Annotated in this window: 9 protein-coding genes; all 9 read left to right on the top strand. The window is 65.6% G+C overall.

Going from position 1 to position 18,763, the window contains the following annotated elements; all coding sequences use genetic code 11:
- Positions 1-94 precede the first annotated feature (94 nt).
- The 9 genes from V1277_RS14055 to V1277_RS14095 all read left to right on the top strand — a co-directional run bounded on the left by V1277_RS14055 (position 95) and on the right by V1277_RS14095 (position 18,743).
- A complete protein-coding gene (locus V1277_RS14055; RefSeq protein ID WP_334416716.1) occupies positions 95-4,966 on the top strand; it encodes a baseplate J/gp47 family protein in 4,872 nt (1,623 codons plus the stop codon).
- The gene (locus tag V1277_RS14060) at positions 4,963-6,936 is read left to right on the top strand and encodes a hypothetical protein (protein WP_334416717.1); all 1,974 of its coding nucleotides are present in this window, start codon (positions 4,963-4,965) and stop codon (positions 6,934-6,936) included. The genes V1277_RS14055 and V1277_RS14060 overlap by 4 nt, the downstream gene beginning before the upstream one ends.
- Positions 6,933-9,128, top strand: a complete 2,196-nt coding sequence (locus tag V1277_RS14065; protein WP_334416718.1) for a phage tail protein — start codon at positions 6,933-6,935, stop codon at positions 9,126-9,128. Before V1277_RS14060 ends, V1277_RS14065 begins: the two co-directional genes overlap by 4 nt.
- Positions 9,129-9,503: 375 nt before the next feature.
- Positions 9,504-10,844, top strand: a complete 1,341-nt coding sequence (locus V1277_RS14070; protein WP_334416719.1) for a hypothetical protein — start codon at positions 9,504-9,506, stop codon at positions 10,842-10,844.
- A gap of 29 nt (positions 10,845-10,873) precedes the next feature.
- On the top strand, positions 10,874-11,863 hold the full coding sequence (locus tag V1277_RS14075) for a hypothetical protein (RefSeq protein WP_334416721.1): 990 nt from the start codon (positions 10,874-10,876) through the stop codon (positions 11,861-11,863).
- 72 nt (positions 11,864-11,935) lie between these two features.
- On the top strand, positions 11,936-15,340 hold the full coding sequence (locus V1277_RS14080) for a phage tail protein (RefSeq protein ID WP_334416722.1): 3,405 nt from the start codon (positions 11,936-11,938) through the stop codon (positions 15,338-15,340).
- Positions 15,341-15,407: 67 nt separating this feature from the next.
- Positions 15,408-16,118 (top strand): hypothetical protein, encoded by a 711-nt coding sequence (locus tag V1277_RS14085; RefSeq protein WP_334416724.1) that lies wholly within the window; start codon positions 15,408-15,410, stop codon positions 16,116-16,118.
- Positions 16,115-16,390, top strand: a complete 276-nt coding sequence (locus tag V1277_RS14090) for a hypothetical protein (RefSeq protein ID WP_334416726.1) — start codon at positions 16,115-16,117, stop codon at positions 16,388-16,390. Before V1277_RS14085 ends, V1277_RS14090 begins: the two co-directional genes overlap by 4 nt.
- Positions 16,391-16,577: 187 nt before the next feature.
- Positions 16,578-18,743, top strand: coding sequence for a hybrid sensor histidine kinase/response regulator (locus V1277_RS14095; RefSeq protein WP_334416727.1), 2,166 nt, complete (start codon positions 16,578-16,580; stop codon positions 18,741-18,743).
- Positions 18,744-18,763: the final 20 nt, after the last annotated feature.

Below are 18,763 nucleotides of genomic sequence, written 5' to 3' on the forward strand. Positions count from 1 at the left end.
AGTACAGCCGGCCGATCCGAACCGCGACTGGCTGCACGGCCTGTTCGAGATCGCTGCGCGGATCGAGACGGAAGTAACGCGCCGGCTCGACCGCGTGCCGGAAAAGAACCTGCGCAACTTCTTCGACTTCATCGGCGTCCGCGGGCGCGGCGCACGGGCGGCGCGGCTGGTAGCGGTGCTGCGCCGTTCACCGCCGCCACCGCCAGCGGTCCTGCCTCCCCTCCTCGTCGGCCCGCGCGTGCGGCTGCAGGCGGAGACCGAGCAGGGCTCGGTGGTGTTCGAGACCGAGAAGGATGTGCGCATCTTCGCCGGCGGCATCAAGGCTTTGTTCGCGGTCGACGACGACAAGATCTTTCAGCCGCCGCCCGGCCTGTTCGATCCGACCATTCAGCTCCCCCCGCCGATCGCACGCCAGCTCAAGAGCGTTGCGCGCGCAGGCGCGACGCAGCTGCAGGTGAGCCCGGCACTCGGGCTCACGCCGGACATGCTGATCGGCGTCGGCGGTCAGCAATATCGAGTGAAGGAGGTGAAAGGCGATCTCGTCACCATCGAGCCGCAGCTCAAAGCCGAGGCGGCGGAGAATTCCGAGGTCACACAGGTCAGGCAGTTCGCGCCGTTTGGGACCAATCCGAAGCCGCTCCCCGCACCACACGACTGGCAGGAGCATGTGCTCTATATCGCCGACGACGACTTGCTAAGCGTCGAGGCGGCGGCGGAGATCACCCTGCGGCCGAGCAAACTGGCCGAAATCGCGCAATGGTCTTACTGGAGCAAGAAGGACGACGTCCTCCAGTGGCTGCCGCTCGAGCATACCCTCAATTCCGCCCACGAGCCCGTGCTGCTCAAGCCGGCCGGCGCGATCGAAAAATGCGAAGTCAACGGCCAGAAGCTGCGGGTGCTGCGGGGCGTCGGTTCACCGGAAGTCGAGCCGGTGCGCAACATTCAGGCACGAGTCACATCGCGCGCCGACAAAGCGAGACCGATTGTTTTCGAGGGCGTCGCCAATATCGCGCCGATCCCCTCGACAACCGATTTTTTCCCGCTCGGCCGCGAGCCACGCCTGTTCGACTCTTTCTACATCGGTTGCGCGGAGGCCTTCTCGAAGCGGCAAGCGAAAGTCACGCTGGATTTCGAGCTGCCCACTCCCACGCTCGGCCCGCTCGTCGTCGCTCCGGAAGCGACCGGCATCGTCACGCTATTCGGCGTCGGCAAAGACGGCCTTCTGTACAAGGTCAGAGTCGATCGCCGTCAGAAACAAATCATCGAATGGGACGCAATCAAGCGGCCCGAGGACCCGCCGGGCAAAGATGTGCGAGCGCGCATCATCCAGCTCGCGCAAGATGTGATGCCTACTCTGCTCGACACGGGCACCCAGCGGCTGATTGCGGTGGCCTCTAGATCGCCAGCCACCGGCAAAGCGGAGGAAGTCTGGATCTGGGACGACACCGCCAGGAAGTGGCATGGCCTCGGCACGCCCAAAGAGAACACCGGTGCAGAGACCGCAGCGATCGCGTTGGCGCGCGACATCGCTGCCGGGCACCAGGTCTTTGCCGTCCGCGCTGGAAGATTACTCAAGCATGCGGCGCTGCAGCCGGACACCGATTGGGCGGACGTCACGCCACAGGTGGCTGGCGTTCCGCTTGTTGTCACCACCGTCACCGCCGTCGGGCCTTCGCTCGCTTCATTCGATTTGCTTGCAGCGGACTCGGCGGGCGATTTTCATCTTCTAAGTGGGGGGGTGTGGCGAAAGCTCGAGAATTCGCCGGAGCCGAACCGAAAGCCCGACACAAATCCGCTGGCCTTGTGGCTCGGTCAAAAGCTTCTCATCGTCATCACTACGAGCGATGTCGGGCGCGAATTAGTCGCCATCCGGCACGATCTCTCCTCGGGTACACCTCCTCCGCCCGACATCATGCCGCTTCCGCTTCAACCGCAAAGTGTCGAGTGTGGGCTGAGCTTTGTTCCGCCAAATGGCGGGGAGATCCCGACGCTCGTATTTCTTGTCGGCCAGGCCAATTCGAAGCGAGATTTGGCGCTGTGGCGGCCGTTCGATTGGCCGGAGGCCGTCGTCATCGACGCCCCGTGGAGCGACCGCAAGCTTGAGTCCGGCGTTGCGGTGATTCCCGACCCTGCCGACTCCCTTACACCGACGCTCGTGGCGATTCCCGGCAAGGACGCCGATGTTCTGCTTGCCGAGCTGCAGATGGAACCCGTCTCGCTCGCGCCGGCCGATCTTGTCGACGCTGCCGTCCTCGACGCGGTAGAGCCGACGGCCGAGCTCGTTCGCATCATCGACGGCACCTCGACAGCTTCCTTCTATGAGCTTTCCCGCGTGGTCGATTTTGGCGGCGGTCGGGCCGCTTATGCGCTCGCAACGGATTTTCGAGGTGATCCCGCTAACGCGACGTCTCGGCTGTTCAAACTGCTCGACCCCACGCGCTATAGCGGCAGCCGCGGCAACACGGCGCGAAAACTGACGCTCGATGCGAACGACGCGACCGCCCCCACTCGGGGAAAAGCGGTCACGATCGGAACGGAGATCTATCGCATCACATCCAACCCCGCCGGACGAATTGTCAACGTCAATGCCGATCTGCCGAACACGGCCAGCTTCGAGTATCGCTACGTCGAGGAGCTCAGCGCCGCCAATGCGCCGTTCAATACGACGATCCGACCGCTGCTCGCGCTCGCGAGTTTTTCCTCGACGGCCCGCCAGCGCATCCAGGCGAAGCCGAGGATTCTCGTCCCCCGCGCCGATCCGAGCCTTATGCCGCTTGCGTCCGATCCAACGAGCGCCTGGGCGTTGCTGACCAAATTCTGGACAACGCGGCCAGCACTGCAGCAGGGTCAGTATAAGATCCTCGTTCCGCCAAGCGCGTTCGACCCCGCGCACTCGCAGTGGAAAGACTATGCCGTTCCCGCAAATCCTGCTTTGGCCTGGGAATATTGGAACGGAAAGACGTGGTGGAAGCTCGACGGAGTCGATGATGGCACCGATCATTTGCGCCGCTCAAGCCAAATCACGTTCACGGTCCCGTCGGACATTCAGCCGACCGACGTCGTTGGCCGCACAAACCATTGGGTGCGCGCCCGACTGATCGGCGGCGACTATGGGCACGAAAGCTTCACGCTCAAGACCGGCCCGACCGTCCAGGGCGTCACTCCGCAGACCGTCGAGCGCAACACCGACACAGTGCGTCCGCCGCGCGTCGTGAGTTTGACCATCAGCTACGAGGGCTCGTTCTCTTATCCGGCTCATATCATCACCCGCGACAATCTTGCTTGGCGCGACCAGTCGGATGCGAATCGCTCCAGAACGGCCGTCGTCGAGCTTTTCCAGTCTTTTAAGAAAGCGCTCTCAGAACTGAGACCAAAATCAAAACAGCAAAAGTCCCCGGAACGCTGCTGCGAGGATGCGCCGGCCGACCCGTCAGCTTCCGACGAATCGGAAGACTGCAGCTGCGACGAAGACGCGCCCCCCGGGGAAGGCGCATCGGACTCGAGCTACACAGTGAAGGCCCTCTACCTCGGCACCGATGTGGCACTGAAAAACGGCTCGGTGCGCATTTTCTGGGACGCGGCCGAACTATCGACCGAACCAGAGCTCGGGGTCGAGAGCTTGCGGGAAGGACAATTCGACCGCTTGCTCGCCGACGACGAGACGCGCGGCCTGACCGAACCGGGCGTCCTTTCGCTGGCGCCGCCGCAGGAGCCGAGCCTGACTGAGCTGTTCGGACAGCCGTGCTACTGGCTGCGCATTTTTCCGGCGAAAGGTGGCGACTGGAAGCCGGTGATCAACGGCGTCTTCCTCAACGCGGTGTGGGCGCAAGCGGCGGAAACGCAGGACTTGGAGATCCTCGGCTCGTCGGACGGCGCGCCTAACCAGAAGGTCTTCCTCGCGCGGCCGCCAGTGCTCGACGACAGCCTCGATCAAGGCGCCCGTTCTGCGGTGGCGGACACGCTCGAGCTGCGCGTGCGCGAGCCGCTCACCGAAGACGAGATGGCGGACCTGCGCCGCGCTGATCCGTCGATCGTGCGCGACGACATCCCGAGCGCGCCCGGTAACTGGGTGCGCTGGACGCGCGTGATCGATCCGCTCGATTGCGGACCCGCCGAGCGCGTCTATGCGCTCGACGAGACCACCGGCGAGATCGCGTTCGGCGATGCCCGCCACGGCGTGGTGCCGCCGCGCGGGCGCGACAATATCGCCGCCATCACTTATCGCCGCGGCGGAGGTAAGGCCGGCAATGCCGTTGTAGCCGGCAGCACCTTGCAACTCGTGTCCCCCCTGCCCGGCGTCGACGTCGTCGTCGCGGCCGTGACCGGCGCGGGCGGCGCCGACCCCGCCACCCCCGAGGAGACGCTGCGGCACGCGCCCGGACGGCTGTGGGATCGCGACCGGGCGATCGCGCCACGCGACCTCGAACGGCTGGCACTGGCCTATGCGCCGAACGTGGCGCAGGCGCGCTGCATCGCCGCTGAACGCTCGACACGCGTCGTCGTCGTCCTGGCCGGTGACGAGCCCTTGCCGAGTCGCTCGATGCGACGCGAGTTGCAGCGCTACCTCGGCGACCGCGCGGGCCCGCTGCTGCGAGACCGGCGTTTGAGTGTCGAGGCGCCGGAGACGAGATTGCTCGACCTCGAGATCCACCTCACGGTCGAGTCGCTCGGGCGAAGCGGCTCGATCGAAGAACAGGCCCGCGAAGCGATCGCGGATCTCTTGCATTGGAACAGCGGCGGTTTCGATCGGCCCGGTTGGCCGCTCGGCGTGGTACCGGGCAAGGACGATGTCGCCGGCAAGCTGGTCGGCATTCCGGGCGTGCTGGGCATCGGCGAGATCGATTTCTTCGACGCGGCAGACGCGGAGAAAAAGACGCCGTTTCCCGTGCGCGTTTCTGAGAATACGCTCGTGCGGCTCGCGCCGGACGGCGTGCACATCACCTTCGGCGAGGAGGCGCGCGCATGACCTCGCTGCGTCTCTCGCTCGACGACACGGATTTCGAAGCCCTGTTCGAGAGCGCCCGCTCGCTCATTCCCGTAGTCGCGCCGGACTGGACCGATCACAATTTCCACGATCCCGGCATCACGCTCATCGACCTCCTCGCCTGGTCGGCGGATCAGCAGATCTACGCGCTGGGACATCCGCGCCTCGACGAGCGGCTCGGCTATGCCGCCTTGCTCGGGCTGCGTCCGCGCGGCCCGGTGCCCGCAAGCGGCCTGATCTGGCCGGCGCCCGGCGCCTCCTTGTTGCCGACCGGCATTGCACTCGAACGCGGAAAGCGGATCGATCCGGCGCGGGCGGAAGCGCCTCGCTTCACCGCCGCGCACGACGTCTATCTCGTCCCGGCGCGGCTCGTCGCCTTGCGCACCGTGACGGCCACCGGCGAGGCGATCGACTGGCCGTCGGCGCAGCCGCCGCGCGGGTCTGTGCTCCTCCCCTTCGGGGCGTCGCCAAGCCGCGGCGCGCGGCTTGAACTGACGCTCGATGGACGTCTGTTGACCGAGGAGCCCGATCCGAAGCACCGCCCGTTTCTGTCGATCGGGTTCCGGACCGAAGAGAAGCCGCAAGACCCGTCCGATCCGGTGGACGCACGGCAGGGACGCTTGCGCGCGGGCCTGCGCGCCGAGTTGCAGAGCGGGAACCGCACGATTCGTCTGCCGATCTGGCACGATCAGACCGCCAGCTTTACGCGCAGCGGCGTCCTGCTCGTCGACCTCACGCCCACTTGGAATCCGCGGATTGTCTCGCCGAGCATTCTGCGCCTAAGCCTGCGCAGCGCCCAACTGCCGGTGCCGCCGCGGCTCGCCGCCATCGCAATCAACGTCGTCCCGATCCGTCAGCAGCTCGAGCAGCACGTGCCTGCACCGGGCGATCCTCCGATCCGGAGCACCGGATTGCCGGATCAGCAAATACCGCTCGACTTCCGGCGCACCCGCTTCGGCAAAGGTGTCGCGACGCCGAAAGTCACGGTCGAGGAGGCCGGACGACGAAAAACGTGGACGCTGTCCGAAGCTCTCACCATGGCCGGGCCGAACGATGAAGTCTTCACCTTCGACACCACGAATGCGGTGATCCGCTTCGGCAACGGCGTGAACGGAAAAATGCCGCCAGCGGGAGCCGATCTCGCCGTGTCCGGCCTCGGCTGCGACGGCAGCGGCGGCAATCTGCCCGCCGGCATGAAATGGAAACTGCCCGACACAAGGGCGGAATTCCATAATCCGGAACCGATGCGCGGCGGCGTCGACCGCCTCGATGTCGCCGAGTTGCGCCGCCAGGCGCGCAGAAAGGTTGCGACCGAGCGACCGCTCGTCACCGACTCCGATCTCGCGGCGGCGGCGCTCGCCTGCCGCGACCTGCGGGTCGGGCGCGCGCATGTGCTCGACGGGTTCGATCCGCGCCGGCGGCCCGGCCACGCCGGCGCGACCCGCACGCTCGTCGTCGTGCGCGACGATTCCGGAAAAATTCCCGGCATAGAGACCGAAACCGCGGCGTGGCTGCGCGCGCTCCGCCGGCGGCTGCGGCCGCATCTTCCGCTCGGCGACCGCGTGCGCATCATCGGGCCGCGCTACCTCGACCTGCACCTGCGCGCCCGGCTTGCAATCGCGCCGAACCGCAATGCGGCAAAGATCGTCGAGAAGGCTCGTTGTCTGCTCGAAGCACGGCTTGCGCCGGTCGCCGCCGCGCCGGGCGGAGAATTCTGGCCGCTCGGCCGAGATGTCGCGCCGCACGATCTCATGGGATGGCTGCGCCTGCTCGACGGCGTCGTCGCGGTGCGCGACCTGCGCATCGGCAGCCGGCCCAGTCGACTCGGCGTCGCGCCGTTGCAGATCCCGCAACACGGCTTGCCCCGCCTCCTGCTCGGCCCGGACGACATCTCCGTCGAGGGCGCATCGCGCGGATCCGGTGAAGCCGGATCATGGGGAGGCTGCGCATGAACGGTGAGCACCTCAAGGTCTATCGCTTCGCTACCTCGGCGCAATGGCAGGCCGGCCTGCTCGATCGCCTCTCCTTGAGCGACGATGGGCTCAGCGCCTTGGCCCGGCTCAGGCAATCGTCCGACGACGAATATGCCGGCGCGGTGGACGCCGTAGCGGTGAGCCGTAGCGGCGAGCTCTTCTGGATAGGCGGCGGACGGCTGCATACGCGCCCCCCGCCGCAAGACGAATCCTGCACGCCGGACCCCGGATGCGACGTCAACGCGGCGGGCGCGATCGCGCAAGCCGCGCGGCTGGTCGCCTGGCGCAAATGGCTGTGGGCGTTCGACCGGCAGCGCGCGACGATCACCCGCTATTACGCGGACAGTCTGCAGCAAGCGGAAAGCGTCTCGCTGACGCAGATCGCCGGCGCGCCGATCGCACCCGGTTGTGAGGATTGCGACATCGCGCCGGACGGCGACGACGGCCTGTGGTTGCTGGTCGGCAGACAGCACCGCGCCTATCGGCTGCGCGCGCACGCCACGCGCACCCAGTCGATCGCGGTGCCGGCCGGCGTCACCTGCCTGACGACCATCGGCGGCCGCGAACGGATTCTCGTGCTACTTGATCCCGCCGCGGGCAAGCTGCATTTCGTTCCAGTGGCAGCGCCCCAGCAGGTCGTCACCCTCGCCCTTGACGCGGTCGCGCCGACCGTCGTCTCGCTCGCGCTCGGCAGCAACGGTACCGATCGCGTCCTGCTCGCCGGCGACGCGACGCGACTGCCGGACGACACGAGCACCTTGTCACCCGCACATCGTCTCGTGCTCGTTCTCGATGCAAGCGGCGGGCTGGTCGATTATCTCGACCGCGGACCGCCCCCCTCTTCCGCCGGCGATTTGACCGGTCTCGGCGACACGCTCTGGGTGGCGGACGCGCAAGGGCTGCACCGGTTCACTCCGGATGCGGCCAGCGGCCATCGCCTCGCCGACGGATGGTTCGTTACGCCGCTCCTGATCTCGCCGCAGGGCCGCGACAGCGGCTGGCTGCGCGCCGAACTCGTGGCCGAGCTGCCGCCGGGCGCGATGATGCGCGTGCGTTATGCGTCGACCGACAGCATCTCGAAAAAAGACCAGGTCGTCGCCATCTCGGAGGACAAGAGCCTGCCGCAAGGCATGCGCCGGCGACGTGTCGCCGCCGCGCTGCAGGGATTGTGGAGCGAGCCGCTCGAATTCGTCGGCGAGCAGGAAGAGCCGCGCGGCTGCGGCGAGGAAAAGCCGCCGCAACCGGTCCGGATCGCGCCGCTGCACGCCGCTCCCGACCCGTGGCTCTGGCTCGAGGTCGAACTGCGCGCCCCCGCGCCGGATCGCGCGCCGTGTCTGCGCGAATTGCGGGTGCGCTATCCGGAATTGTCGTTGATACGGCACCTCCCCGCGATCTACCGCAGCGAGGAAAGCCGCAACACCTTCCTCCGCCGCATCGTCGCCGTGCTCGAGGCGACTACGCAAGATCTCGACGAGCGCATCGAGCGTCTCGGCACGCTGGTCGACCCGAACACCGCGCCGGCACTATGGCTCGATTTCCTCGCTACCTGGCTTGGCCTGCCCTGGCACGACGATCTGCCCGAGCGGGCGAAACGTGCGCTGATCACGACCGCCGGAATCCTCCTGAAGACCCGCGGCACGCGCGCCGGCGTTCTCGCCCTGCTGCGCTGCCTGTTGCCCGGCCGCCGCGTGCGGATCGTCGACACCGCGGTCGATCTCGAGCCGATCATCATCGGCGCCCGTTCCGGCGCTTGCGCAACGTCGCTGCCGGCCGTGCTGCTCGGCCGGCCGAACCGCGCGCGCGTGCTGGGCAGCCCGCATGCCGTGCTCGGGCGCATGCAGCTGCCCTGCCGCGAAGACAATTCCTGCGACCCGCTCGCCGCGATGGAAGGAAAACTGCGCATCGAGATCAGCGCGAGCCCGCGCGAGCAACGGCAATTCGATCCGATCCTGCGCGTCCTGCTGAGCGACTTCGTCCCGGCCGGAATCCGGTGGACCCTGCGTTGGCCGCCAGCCGCCGGCGCCGGCATCAGCCTCGAGAATTTCGTGCTCGACGGATACCGGCTGGCAATCCTCGACCACGACGCGGTGCTCGGGCGCGTCACCCTGTCCCGCGAGACGTCCGGTCGGCTGCGACCCGACGGGCTTGCGACTGGATTCGAGCTGCAATGATGCACGGAGAGCGACCATGGACACCATGACGAAGCATCACCGCTGCTGCGACGACGACGATCCGTCCTGCATCTCCGGCAGCCGCAACCGTTATTTCCGCCGCAAGGTGATGACCGCGGAGGATTTCTCGCGCGAGCAGGCCTACATGATCGGACGCCGGCGGCTGATGAACCGCGCGATGTTCGGCTGGGGCGTGGTGTTCGGGCTCGGCGTCAAGGTTGAGGACGGCGAACTCACCGCCGATTGCGGCCTGGCCCTCGACCGTCACGGCCGCGAGATCGGGCTGCTGGAGCGACATCGCGTCCGGAAGCGCGATCTGTTCGTGCTCGACAAAGGCAAATGCGAGCCGTCCGACACGCCGCTCGGCAAGGGCAAGTGGCTGCTCTCGGTGCATTATGCCGAGCGGGGCCGGTCGATCCGGTGCGGCTGCCCGGCGCCTGCGGCGATTGCGGCTGCCCGGAATGGAATCGCACCTGCGAGACCGTCGTCTTCTCGCTCACCCGCGTCAAGGGTGTCTGCTGCCCGCCTTACCAGGACGAATGTCCGTGCGATTGCGGCTGTCCGCCGCCGGAATGCGTGGAGTCGACGGACACCCCGGAACAAAAATATCCAGAGACGCCGCCCGAGCAGCAATATTCGCCGGAGTCGCAAGATCCGAAGCGGCGGCAGCCGGCGCGGCCTGCGCAACAGCGAGCTGACGTCAAACAGCAGAATCCGCGCCAGCAGCAATATCCGCCCGACAAGGAGCAGGAGCCGCCGGAGAAAGGTGAGTCACCGCCCGAGCAAAAGCCGCCCGCGGACGAGCCGCCGGAACAGAAACCGCCGGAGCAGGGCGAGTGCAAGCCGTGCCCCCCGCGGACGCTTACGCCCTACCCGCGCGGGCCGCAGCACACCTTGTGCTGCTGGTCGCGCAAGGCCGAGGTCGAATGCGACGAAGGGCATCTGTGCGCCTGGGACGAGCTTTGCCTCGACCCGTGCGATCCCGTTCCGCTCGCCTGTGTCGAGATCATCGATATCGACAAATGTGGCGACCCGGTCTTTGGCGAGGTGGAGGAATGTCCGCCGCGGCGCATCGTCAAGCGCAACGACATGCTGTTTGACCTGATCCGCGGCTGCGATCTCACGCGCATCACGCAGATCAGCTGGGTCGACTGGGCGCAGGGCGAAGGAATCGTTACCTGGGAGAAATTCCGCAACAGCTTCAAGGAGAACGACACAGCCGGTCTCGACGATCCCGAGAACGAATGCCGCACCGAATTCGGCATCGCATTCAGCGGTCCGGTGCTGGTCGATACGCTGCGCCCGGACGTCGTCACCATCACAGCCTTCTTCCGCGAGACCTCGAGCGGCTGGGGCGTCCCCTATCGCGTCCCGGTCTCGCGGCTCTTATGGGATCCGCCGACCGGCAACGACCCGGCCGACACGACCCGCCGGGCGATCGTTGTGGTCCGCCGCAGCTGGTTCCGCGATGAGATCGAGAATCTCCGGCAGCGGGATTCAAAATTCGACGTCGATTACGATCGGAAGCGCCGTTACCCGCTGGTCGAGGTGACGATCGACGGCAACCGCATCCTCGCCTGCAGCCGCATGCAGGTCGATGCCAATGCGAACGGACCGATGATCACGCCGACCGGCAACGGGTCGCCGGGCGGCACGTGCACTTTCACTTTCCGCGTCGCGCCGGAACCGCCGGAACTCCGGCGCGCGCGCCGCTGAGTCACGCCTGATCTGAAAGGAGCCGCACCATGTCCGCCAAGCTGAAATCGTCGCTCAAGGTATCGGGCTCGCTGATCTGGCCGCGCTTCGCGCCGGGCATCGTGCTGCTCGACGAGGACCTCACCGAGAGCATCAGGTACACGCGCAATCTCAGCCGGCTCTTGTTCCGCTCGCTGTTCGGCTGCGGGGTGATCTGCGGATTCAAGGTCACGGCGCGGGTCGAATGCGGCAATCTTAATGTGACGGTGGCGCCCGGCGTGGCGCTCGATTGCCACGGCGATCCGATCGAGATGTGCAAGCCGCAGACGCTCGGTAGCGAATGCGCCGAGAAGCTGCCCGAGGACCTCTGGATCGCGATCCGGCGCAGTGGCGAGCATTCCTGCGCGCCGCGCGACGTGGTCTGCGTACCAGAGGACGGAAGCAGCGCGCACGAGCCGACGCGCAGCAAGGATTGCTTCGAGATCAAGCTGTTCGAGGAACCGCCGGAGGGCGCCTGCATGTGCACGCGACCCGCCATGTTGCTTCGCGACGAGGCGCAAGGCGACGCAGCGGCCCAGCGCGACGTGGGCTCGGATCTCTCGGCGGCGAAGAGATCCCGCACCCGGCGCGCGGACGATACGGCGAAGCAAGCGGCCGCGGCAAAGTCGACCGACAATGCGGTGAGAAGTGTGGCGAACGCGACGGGGACGCAGCAAAGTGACGCGGGGCCAGAGGAATGGGATTGGGATTGCCACCGCGATCACTATTGCGGCGAGTGCGGGTGCGGCTGCGCCGAATGCGGCCGGGACTGCGACTGCTGCTGCGGCGAGGGCTGGGTCATTCTGGCGAAGGTGAATACGCAGCTGCCGCAGGACACCGCAAACCCGAACTCGCGACGCGTCGACCACGGCGTGCGCCGTTTCATACGGCCGCGGCTTGCTGCCGATCCAATGGTCAACGCGGCTTTGCGCGCAAAGTGCGAACAAGCAGGAAATGATACGACCACTCCGCCGACGGACGCCCAGCCGCCGATCATTTGAGGGCTGTCGATGCCGGTCGCCAGCGCAGAGCCGCGCCGAGAGACGGCTCCCGATCTCCGGCCCGTGAGGGCGATGGGAAGTCTCGTGCGCGGCTTTGCGCTCACGGCACCGCCAAGCGCGGGGCTGGCTCTGCAGCTGCGGTTCGGCAATCTCGGCACGCAGGCCTTGTTGCGGACACGGTTCGCGCCCGCACCAGAACCACTCGGGCCATCTCCGGCAGCACCGGCGCCCGGTGCCACGGAAGTGCCGACGGCAGAAGTAACGCCGGAAGCGCCCGCGGCCACCGCCGAGGCCGCGCCCGCCGAGGCCCCGCCGTCACCCGCGGCCCCACCCGGAGCGCCAGCGGAAGTCGCGCCGCTGGCGCCGCGCGAAGCGATCGCCCCTGCCGCCGGGGCCATCGCCGCCCGCGCGCGCGCCGCGCGCGCCCGAGAGCCGGGCAAGGCGGCTCGCGCCGCCGCTCAAGCGGCGCACGTCGGCGCCATCACCAAGGAGACGGAGCTGCGGCGGGGAATCGCCACCGCCACCGTATCCAACATCGCCGCGGCTGCGAGGGTGGAAAGCGCAGTCGACCGCGACGCGTTCAGGGCGCGGCTCAAGCAAGCCATCGCCGCGACGAAAAAGCCGACCTCGGAGAGCGAGGCCGAGCGTGTGATACGCGAAGGAGCAAAGAACGCGAGCGCCGTCGTCAGCGGTGAGTTGCATACGCAAAGCAGCCAAGCCGCTGCGCCCATGGCGACGGCGGCCGCCCCGCGTGCCGAAGTGACCCCTCCCGAGGGCTCGCTGGAGCGGGGGGTCCCGCTGACTCCCGAACAGGCTGGCGCTCCGCCCGCGCCCGTCGCGCCGGACAGCGTCGTGCCGCAACCGTTGCCGGCCGAACGTGGCGACTTCTCCTCCGAGCGCAATGCCACCGACCAGCTGATGGCCGACAACGCGGTGACCCAGGAGCAGATGCAGCGCGCCAACGAGCCGGAGTTCTCCGCGGTCGTGCAAGAGCGCCAGAACGTGGAGGCGCGCGAGGCGCAGATGCCGGATGAGCTCCGGGCGGGCGAAGCGGCTGTGCGCGTACGGGCGCGCTCCACCGCCGCGGGCTCAATAGCGCAAGGGCTCGGCGAGCTGCACGGTCACCGCGTCGCCCGCATCGGCAAGGTCGCAGGCCAGCAGACCACGACGCGGAATGTCAGCGCCGCCGAGCGCACGCACATTACGGGGGAACTCGAGCGCATCAAGAACCAGACCCGCGCCGACGTCACCGACATCCTTGCCGAGATGGAGAGAACGGCGAATGAGATGTTCGGGGGCGGGCTTAAGCAGGCGGAGGTAGACTATGCGGGGGTGTTCGAGGAAGAGAAGGGCGGCGTCGGCACGTGGCTGACCACTTGGGGCGAGGACTGGGAGGAACTCATCGAGAACTCCCTGGCGAAAGCCATGGAAGCTTACCACAACCGCGTCTCGTTCACGATCGAGCTCGTCGCCATCTATGTCGAGGGCAAACTCGCGCAGGCGAAGCGCCGCGTCCAGGATGGAAAAGCCGAGGCCGACCGCTTCGTCGCAAGCCTCGACACGAGGGTCGCGGAGTTCGGTCGGGAAGCGAACAAGAATATCGGCGCCGACTTCGAGGCGATGAACGGCGAGATCGACCAGCGCCGCGACAGCCTCGTCAACAGTCTGGTTCAGCAATACAGCGAATCGCAGAAGCGCGTGAGCGCGCTCGAACAGAAGCTGCGCGAAGAGAACAAGAGCCTATGGCGGCGGATTTACGACGCGACCGTCGGTGTCATCAAGACCATCCTCGCCTTCAAGGACATGCTCCTCAACGTGCTGGCGCGCGCCGCTGGCATCATTGGTGCGATCCTGAGCGACCCGATCGGCTTTCTCGGCAACCTCGTCGACGGCGTCAAGCTCGGGCTGTCGAATTTCGTCGACAACATCCTCGATCATCTCAAGGAAGGGCTGCTCGCCTGGATGTTCGGCGCGCTCGCCTCGGCCGGCATCAAGATCCCGTCGGCCTTCGGCCCGAAGGAGATTCTCGGCCTGTTCCTGGAGGTGCTCGGTCTCACCTATCAAAACATCCGCGCGCGCGCGGTAGCGCTCCTCGGCGAGCCGCTCGTGGCGCGGCTCGAGCAGACCGCGGAAATCTTCAAGGTCCTGATCACCGAAGGACCGGCCGGGCTATGGCGGTTCCTAATGGACAAGCTCGACGCGCTCAAGGAGCAGGCGCTCGGCGAGATCCGCGAGATGGTGATCACGCAGGTGATCAAGGCCGGCATCACTTGGGTGATAGGCCTGCTCAATCCTGCGTCCGCCTTCATCAAGGCGTGCAAGGCCATCTACGACATCGTGATGTTCTTCATCGAACGCGGCCGTCAGCTCGTCGATTTGATCAACGCGATCCTCGATACCCTGGCGGCGATCGTCGGCGGCAATCTCTCTCGGATGGCGGCCGCGGTCGAACAAGCGCTCGCCAAGGCGATCCCGGTGGTCATCGGCTTCCTGGCGAGCCTGCTTGGGCTCGGCGGAATCTCGGAGAAGATCCAGGCGGCTATCCAGAACATCCAGGCGCCGGTGTACCAGGCAATCGACTGGCTGATTGGGAAGGCAGTCGATTTGGTCAAGGCCGCCGGCAATCTGCTCGGCTTCGGTAAGAAGGAAGACAAGCCGACACCGAAAACCGACGATCCGGAACACGACGTCAAAGTGGAGGCGGGCTTGGCGGCTCTGCGGACCCAAGAGAAGAAGTACATGGATGCCGAGGGCGAAATCTCACGCCCGAACGCAGAAAAAGTCGCAACAGATGTGAAGAAGGAACATCCGGCATTCACGACACTTGTCGTCGTGGATGGAGGAGCAACGTGGGATTTTGAGTACGCGGCAAGTCCGAACAACAAGGTCACCGGAGCGAAGAAGGGGTTACCGGCGGACTGGCCGAAGGATCTCAAAGGACTGGATACTCCGAACTGCCTCGCACTCGAAGAGGTTCAACCTGGAAGGCCAGCGCAATACGTCAAAGATTGGAAGAAGTACAATGGAAGACAGACGCTGCTCATCTACTGCGAGGGCAGAGCCGCGCGGAAACTCGGTAGAATCGCGGAGAAACCCGGAGTGGACGCTTACAACGCAGCCTCGGGGCGCGGAGTCTCTAAGAACACCAAGACGATCGAAATGCTGTCAGGCAAGGGCCCCAATTACAAAGTGGTCCGCGAGCGCATTCCGGACATCTTCGTGGCGGGCGTCGTCGTGGGCGACATCAAGAATGTACAGACGCAGAGCTTGGACGAACAGATGGGGGACAATGTGCGCATCGTTGATGGGGACATGTGCAGGCTGCGGGGCAGTACCGCCCTCCTGAGCGGCGGCGGGGTATTCGATCTCGTTGTTAGGGGCCCGTCCGATGCGTTGCCCGAGGGCACGCACGTAACCGGGCCTCTACTAGCGGCGATCACAGGAACTGGCGGAGAGGTTTACGACGAACTGCCGTAGGATGCGCATGACTGAGAAATTTCGCGTTGGATTGTATACGAGCCACCAGGTGTCCGAGAGGGACACAATGCGCAGACTTTGGGCATTGCTCAGCGATCCGATCGTGAACGCCCGCCGTTACGGGTCCGTGGAAAGGGCTAAGACGCCTTTTGCCGCGAAAGCTTTCGACGCCGCTCGGCAAGAATACGAAGACGAGCGAAGGCTTTTCGTCCGCGGCGAAAAGAATGGTTTCGTTGCGAGTTTCTCAAGACGCCGTGAAGGTTGGTCAAACTGGGACATCTGGATGAATATTCGAGAGTTGCAGGGTTCAAAAATGCAGCCATGGCTCGACTGGTTCTTCCGTCTATGCAACGAGTTCTCCGTGCTCTACGGATTTGGCTGCTCCGTATCAGAGCACGACGCCAAGCATCTTCGTGTGCGGCGAACGCCGACGGGTGGCGCAGCGACCGGTGCCGTCGGTGCGGCATCGCAGGAATTCCTTCGGTACCTGCCCGGTCTCTACTGGCTTACCATTCTTGGTCCTGAGCTTACGAAGGCGTTCGGCGCCGAAAAGATAAATTCATTGCCCGGCGTCCGGGTATTCCAGCTCAAATCACAGCAAATCGCGATCTGCTTAGACGAACCCGTGGTTCCAAAGGATATGGACGGCCGGCTGCAAAAGGAGCGCAAGCTGGCGGACATCCTTGGTGCTCAATATTTCTTCGACAGAAATCGGGCTGACCTGAAGTTTGGACAGGTACCGGAACTCTTGCAGACACTTGAGAAGCTCGGCCGGTGACGGCAACGGCGAGTCTCGAGCGCGGTTTTGCAATCGCCGCGCTGCCGAGCGCCGAGTTGCAGCTGCGCTTCGGCAATGCCGGCACGCAGACTTTATTGCAGGCGCGCCTTGCGCCGGCGCCCGCCGCCGCTGAAGCGACCACCGCGCCGGGCGCGACAGCGCCGGGGTGGTTCTTTTGCGAAAGAACTTTATTGTCACTTAAAAAGCTTCTCTTGAGCCCTTTTGAAAGAACTTTGTTCTTTGGGCTTTCCTCGGTTGCTTACCTAGATTGAAGTTTTTCCGCCCGAATGAAAGAACTCTATTGTCGAGCGACACGGGGGGCTACGGGAACGCGAACGGCCGGATTTGAATCTATTATGATCAATCCGGCTTGACCGCCGGAAGCGCGAGTTCCCGTCGCCGCTCCGCTTTATTCCTCGCACGACTTTGCGTTAAGCTCGCCTCGAAGCCGGAGCGAGCGTGCAGACCGCGCAACCTAATTCGCTGAGACTGCTGCAATGGATGATGGTCGCCTCATTGGCGCTTCCGTTGGCGCTCTTTGTATTTGCATCTGCTGTCTCCTGGGTCTCGATCCGCGAAACGGCCGACCGTGAAATCGAGCGCACGCTGGATGTCGCGCACGAGCATGCGCTGAAAGTATTCGAGACCATCGACCGCAGCCTGTCAGAGATCGCCGAGATCATCCGCGACCTTCCCGACGCCGACATCGTTGCCCGCGAACAAGCGCTGCATTTGCGGCTGAAGCGTTTGGTCGCCTCCCTGCCGCAGGTGAAGTCGGCCTGGATCTTCGACGCCAAGGGCCACGCGCTCGTCAACAGCCTCGTCGTCCCGGCGCCCGAGATCGATTTTTCCGACCGGGACTATTTCAAGGCCCACGTCGCCGGCGACATCGGAACCTATATTGGCGAGGCGCTCACACCGCGGCCACCCTATCAGGGCGCCGCATTCTTCGGCGTCGGCAGACGGCGCCCGAGCGAGGACGGCAGCTTCGCAGGTGTGATCCAGACCTCCGTGCTGCCGGAATATTTCGAAAATTACTACGCCCGGATCGGCCGCGAGCCGGGCAGTTTCTTCGCGGTCGGTCGCGCGGACGGCGCCGTGCTGGCTCGCTTTCCGGCCGCAGGCCGCGAGGTCCGTCTCGACCGCAACGGCCCGATCGGAAAGCTGATCTCGGCCGATCCCAAGTCCAATACCGGGTCCGATCCCAAGGCCGGCCTCGTCACCATGACTTCGTCGACCGACGGCATCGAACGGCGCCTCGGATATCAGCGGCTGGCCGAATACCCGATCTATGTCAGCGCCGGCCTCGAGATGTCGGCGATCCGGGCACGCTGGCTGTCCACCATGAGCCAGCACCTGATTTTCGGCGCGCCGGCCACCGCGCTGCTGTTTGCCCTGCTGGGGCTGGCCTTGCGCCGGACGCGCCACCTTTATTTCGAGGCCGAGAAGCGCCGGGTGGCCGAGGAAGCGCTGAAGCACGGTCAGCGGCTGGAGGCGCTGGGCCAGTTGACCGGCGGCGTTGCGCACGACTTCAATAATCTGCTGACGGTGATCCTTGCTTCCGTGGACCTGTTGCGGCGGTCCGACCTGCCGGAACAGCGGCGGCTGCGCTATATCGATGCGATCTCGGATACGGTGACCCGCGCCGCCAAGCTGACCGGGCAATTGCTGGCCTTCGCGCGGCGGCAGACGTTGAAGCCGGAGGTGTTCGACGTCGGGCGGACCGTGCAGATGCTGAGCGAAATGATCGGCACCCTGATCGGCTCGCGCATCGAAATTGTCATCCTTGGGCCAGAAGAGCCGTGCTTCGTCAACGCCGACGCCGGCCAGTTCGAAACCGCCATCATCAACATGGCCGTGAACGCGCGGGACGCTATGGAAGGCCGCGGACGGCTGACGATTGCGGTTGGAATGGCAGCCAGCCTGCCCAACGCCGCCCCGCAGCCGCAACATCCATATGGTTATGTGGCCGTATCCGTCGCCGATACCGGCAGCGGCATTCCGCCGGACCAGTTCGAACGCATTTTCGAACCCTTCTTCACAACCAAGCAGGCCGGCCATGGCACCGGGCTCGGCCTGTCGCAGGTATTCGGCTTCGCCAAGCAATCCGGCGGCGAAGTGGCTGTGGCCAGCGAGGTGGGCAAGGGCAGCATTTTCACGCTGTATCTGCCGCGCACCGCCGGCAGCGGCAAATCGCGACAGACGCCGGCAGCAGATGCCGCGGCGATCGACGGAAGCGGGATGTCGGTGCTCGTGGTGGAGGACAATGCCGAGGTCGGACGCTTCGCCACCGACGCGCTGGCCGAACTCGGCTACGCCACCAGGCTCGTCGGCAACGCCGTCCATGCGCTCGAAGAACTGGCGACCGGCGCCGGGCATTTCGATGCCGTATTCACCGACGTCGTGATGCCCGGCATGACCGGCATTGAACTCGCCCAGGAAGTCCGCCGCCGCCATCCCGACCTGCCCGTCGTGCTGACCAGCGGCTACAGCCACGTGCTGTCGGAGCACGGCAGCTACGGTTTCGAACTGCTGCAAAAGCCCTACTCGATCGAGCAGCTCTCCCGTGTGCTGCACCGGGTTGGCCGGCGGAAGGTAGAGCCCAGCGCGGAAACGCGGGCGTAGTCCAGGCGCTGTAAGTGCCG

Origin of the sequence: Bradyrhizobium sp. AZCC 1588, from assembly GCF_036924735.1 — a bacterium.
Classification (GTDB): domain Bacteria; phylum Pseudomonadota; class Alphaproteobacteria; order Rhizobiales; family Xanthobacteraceae; genus Bradyrhizobium.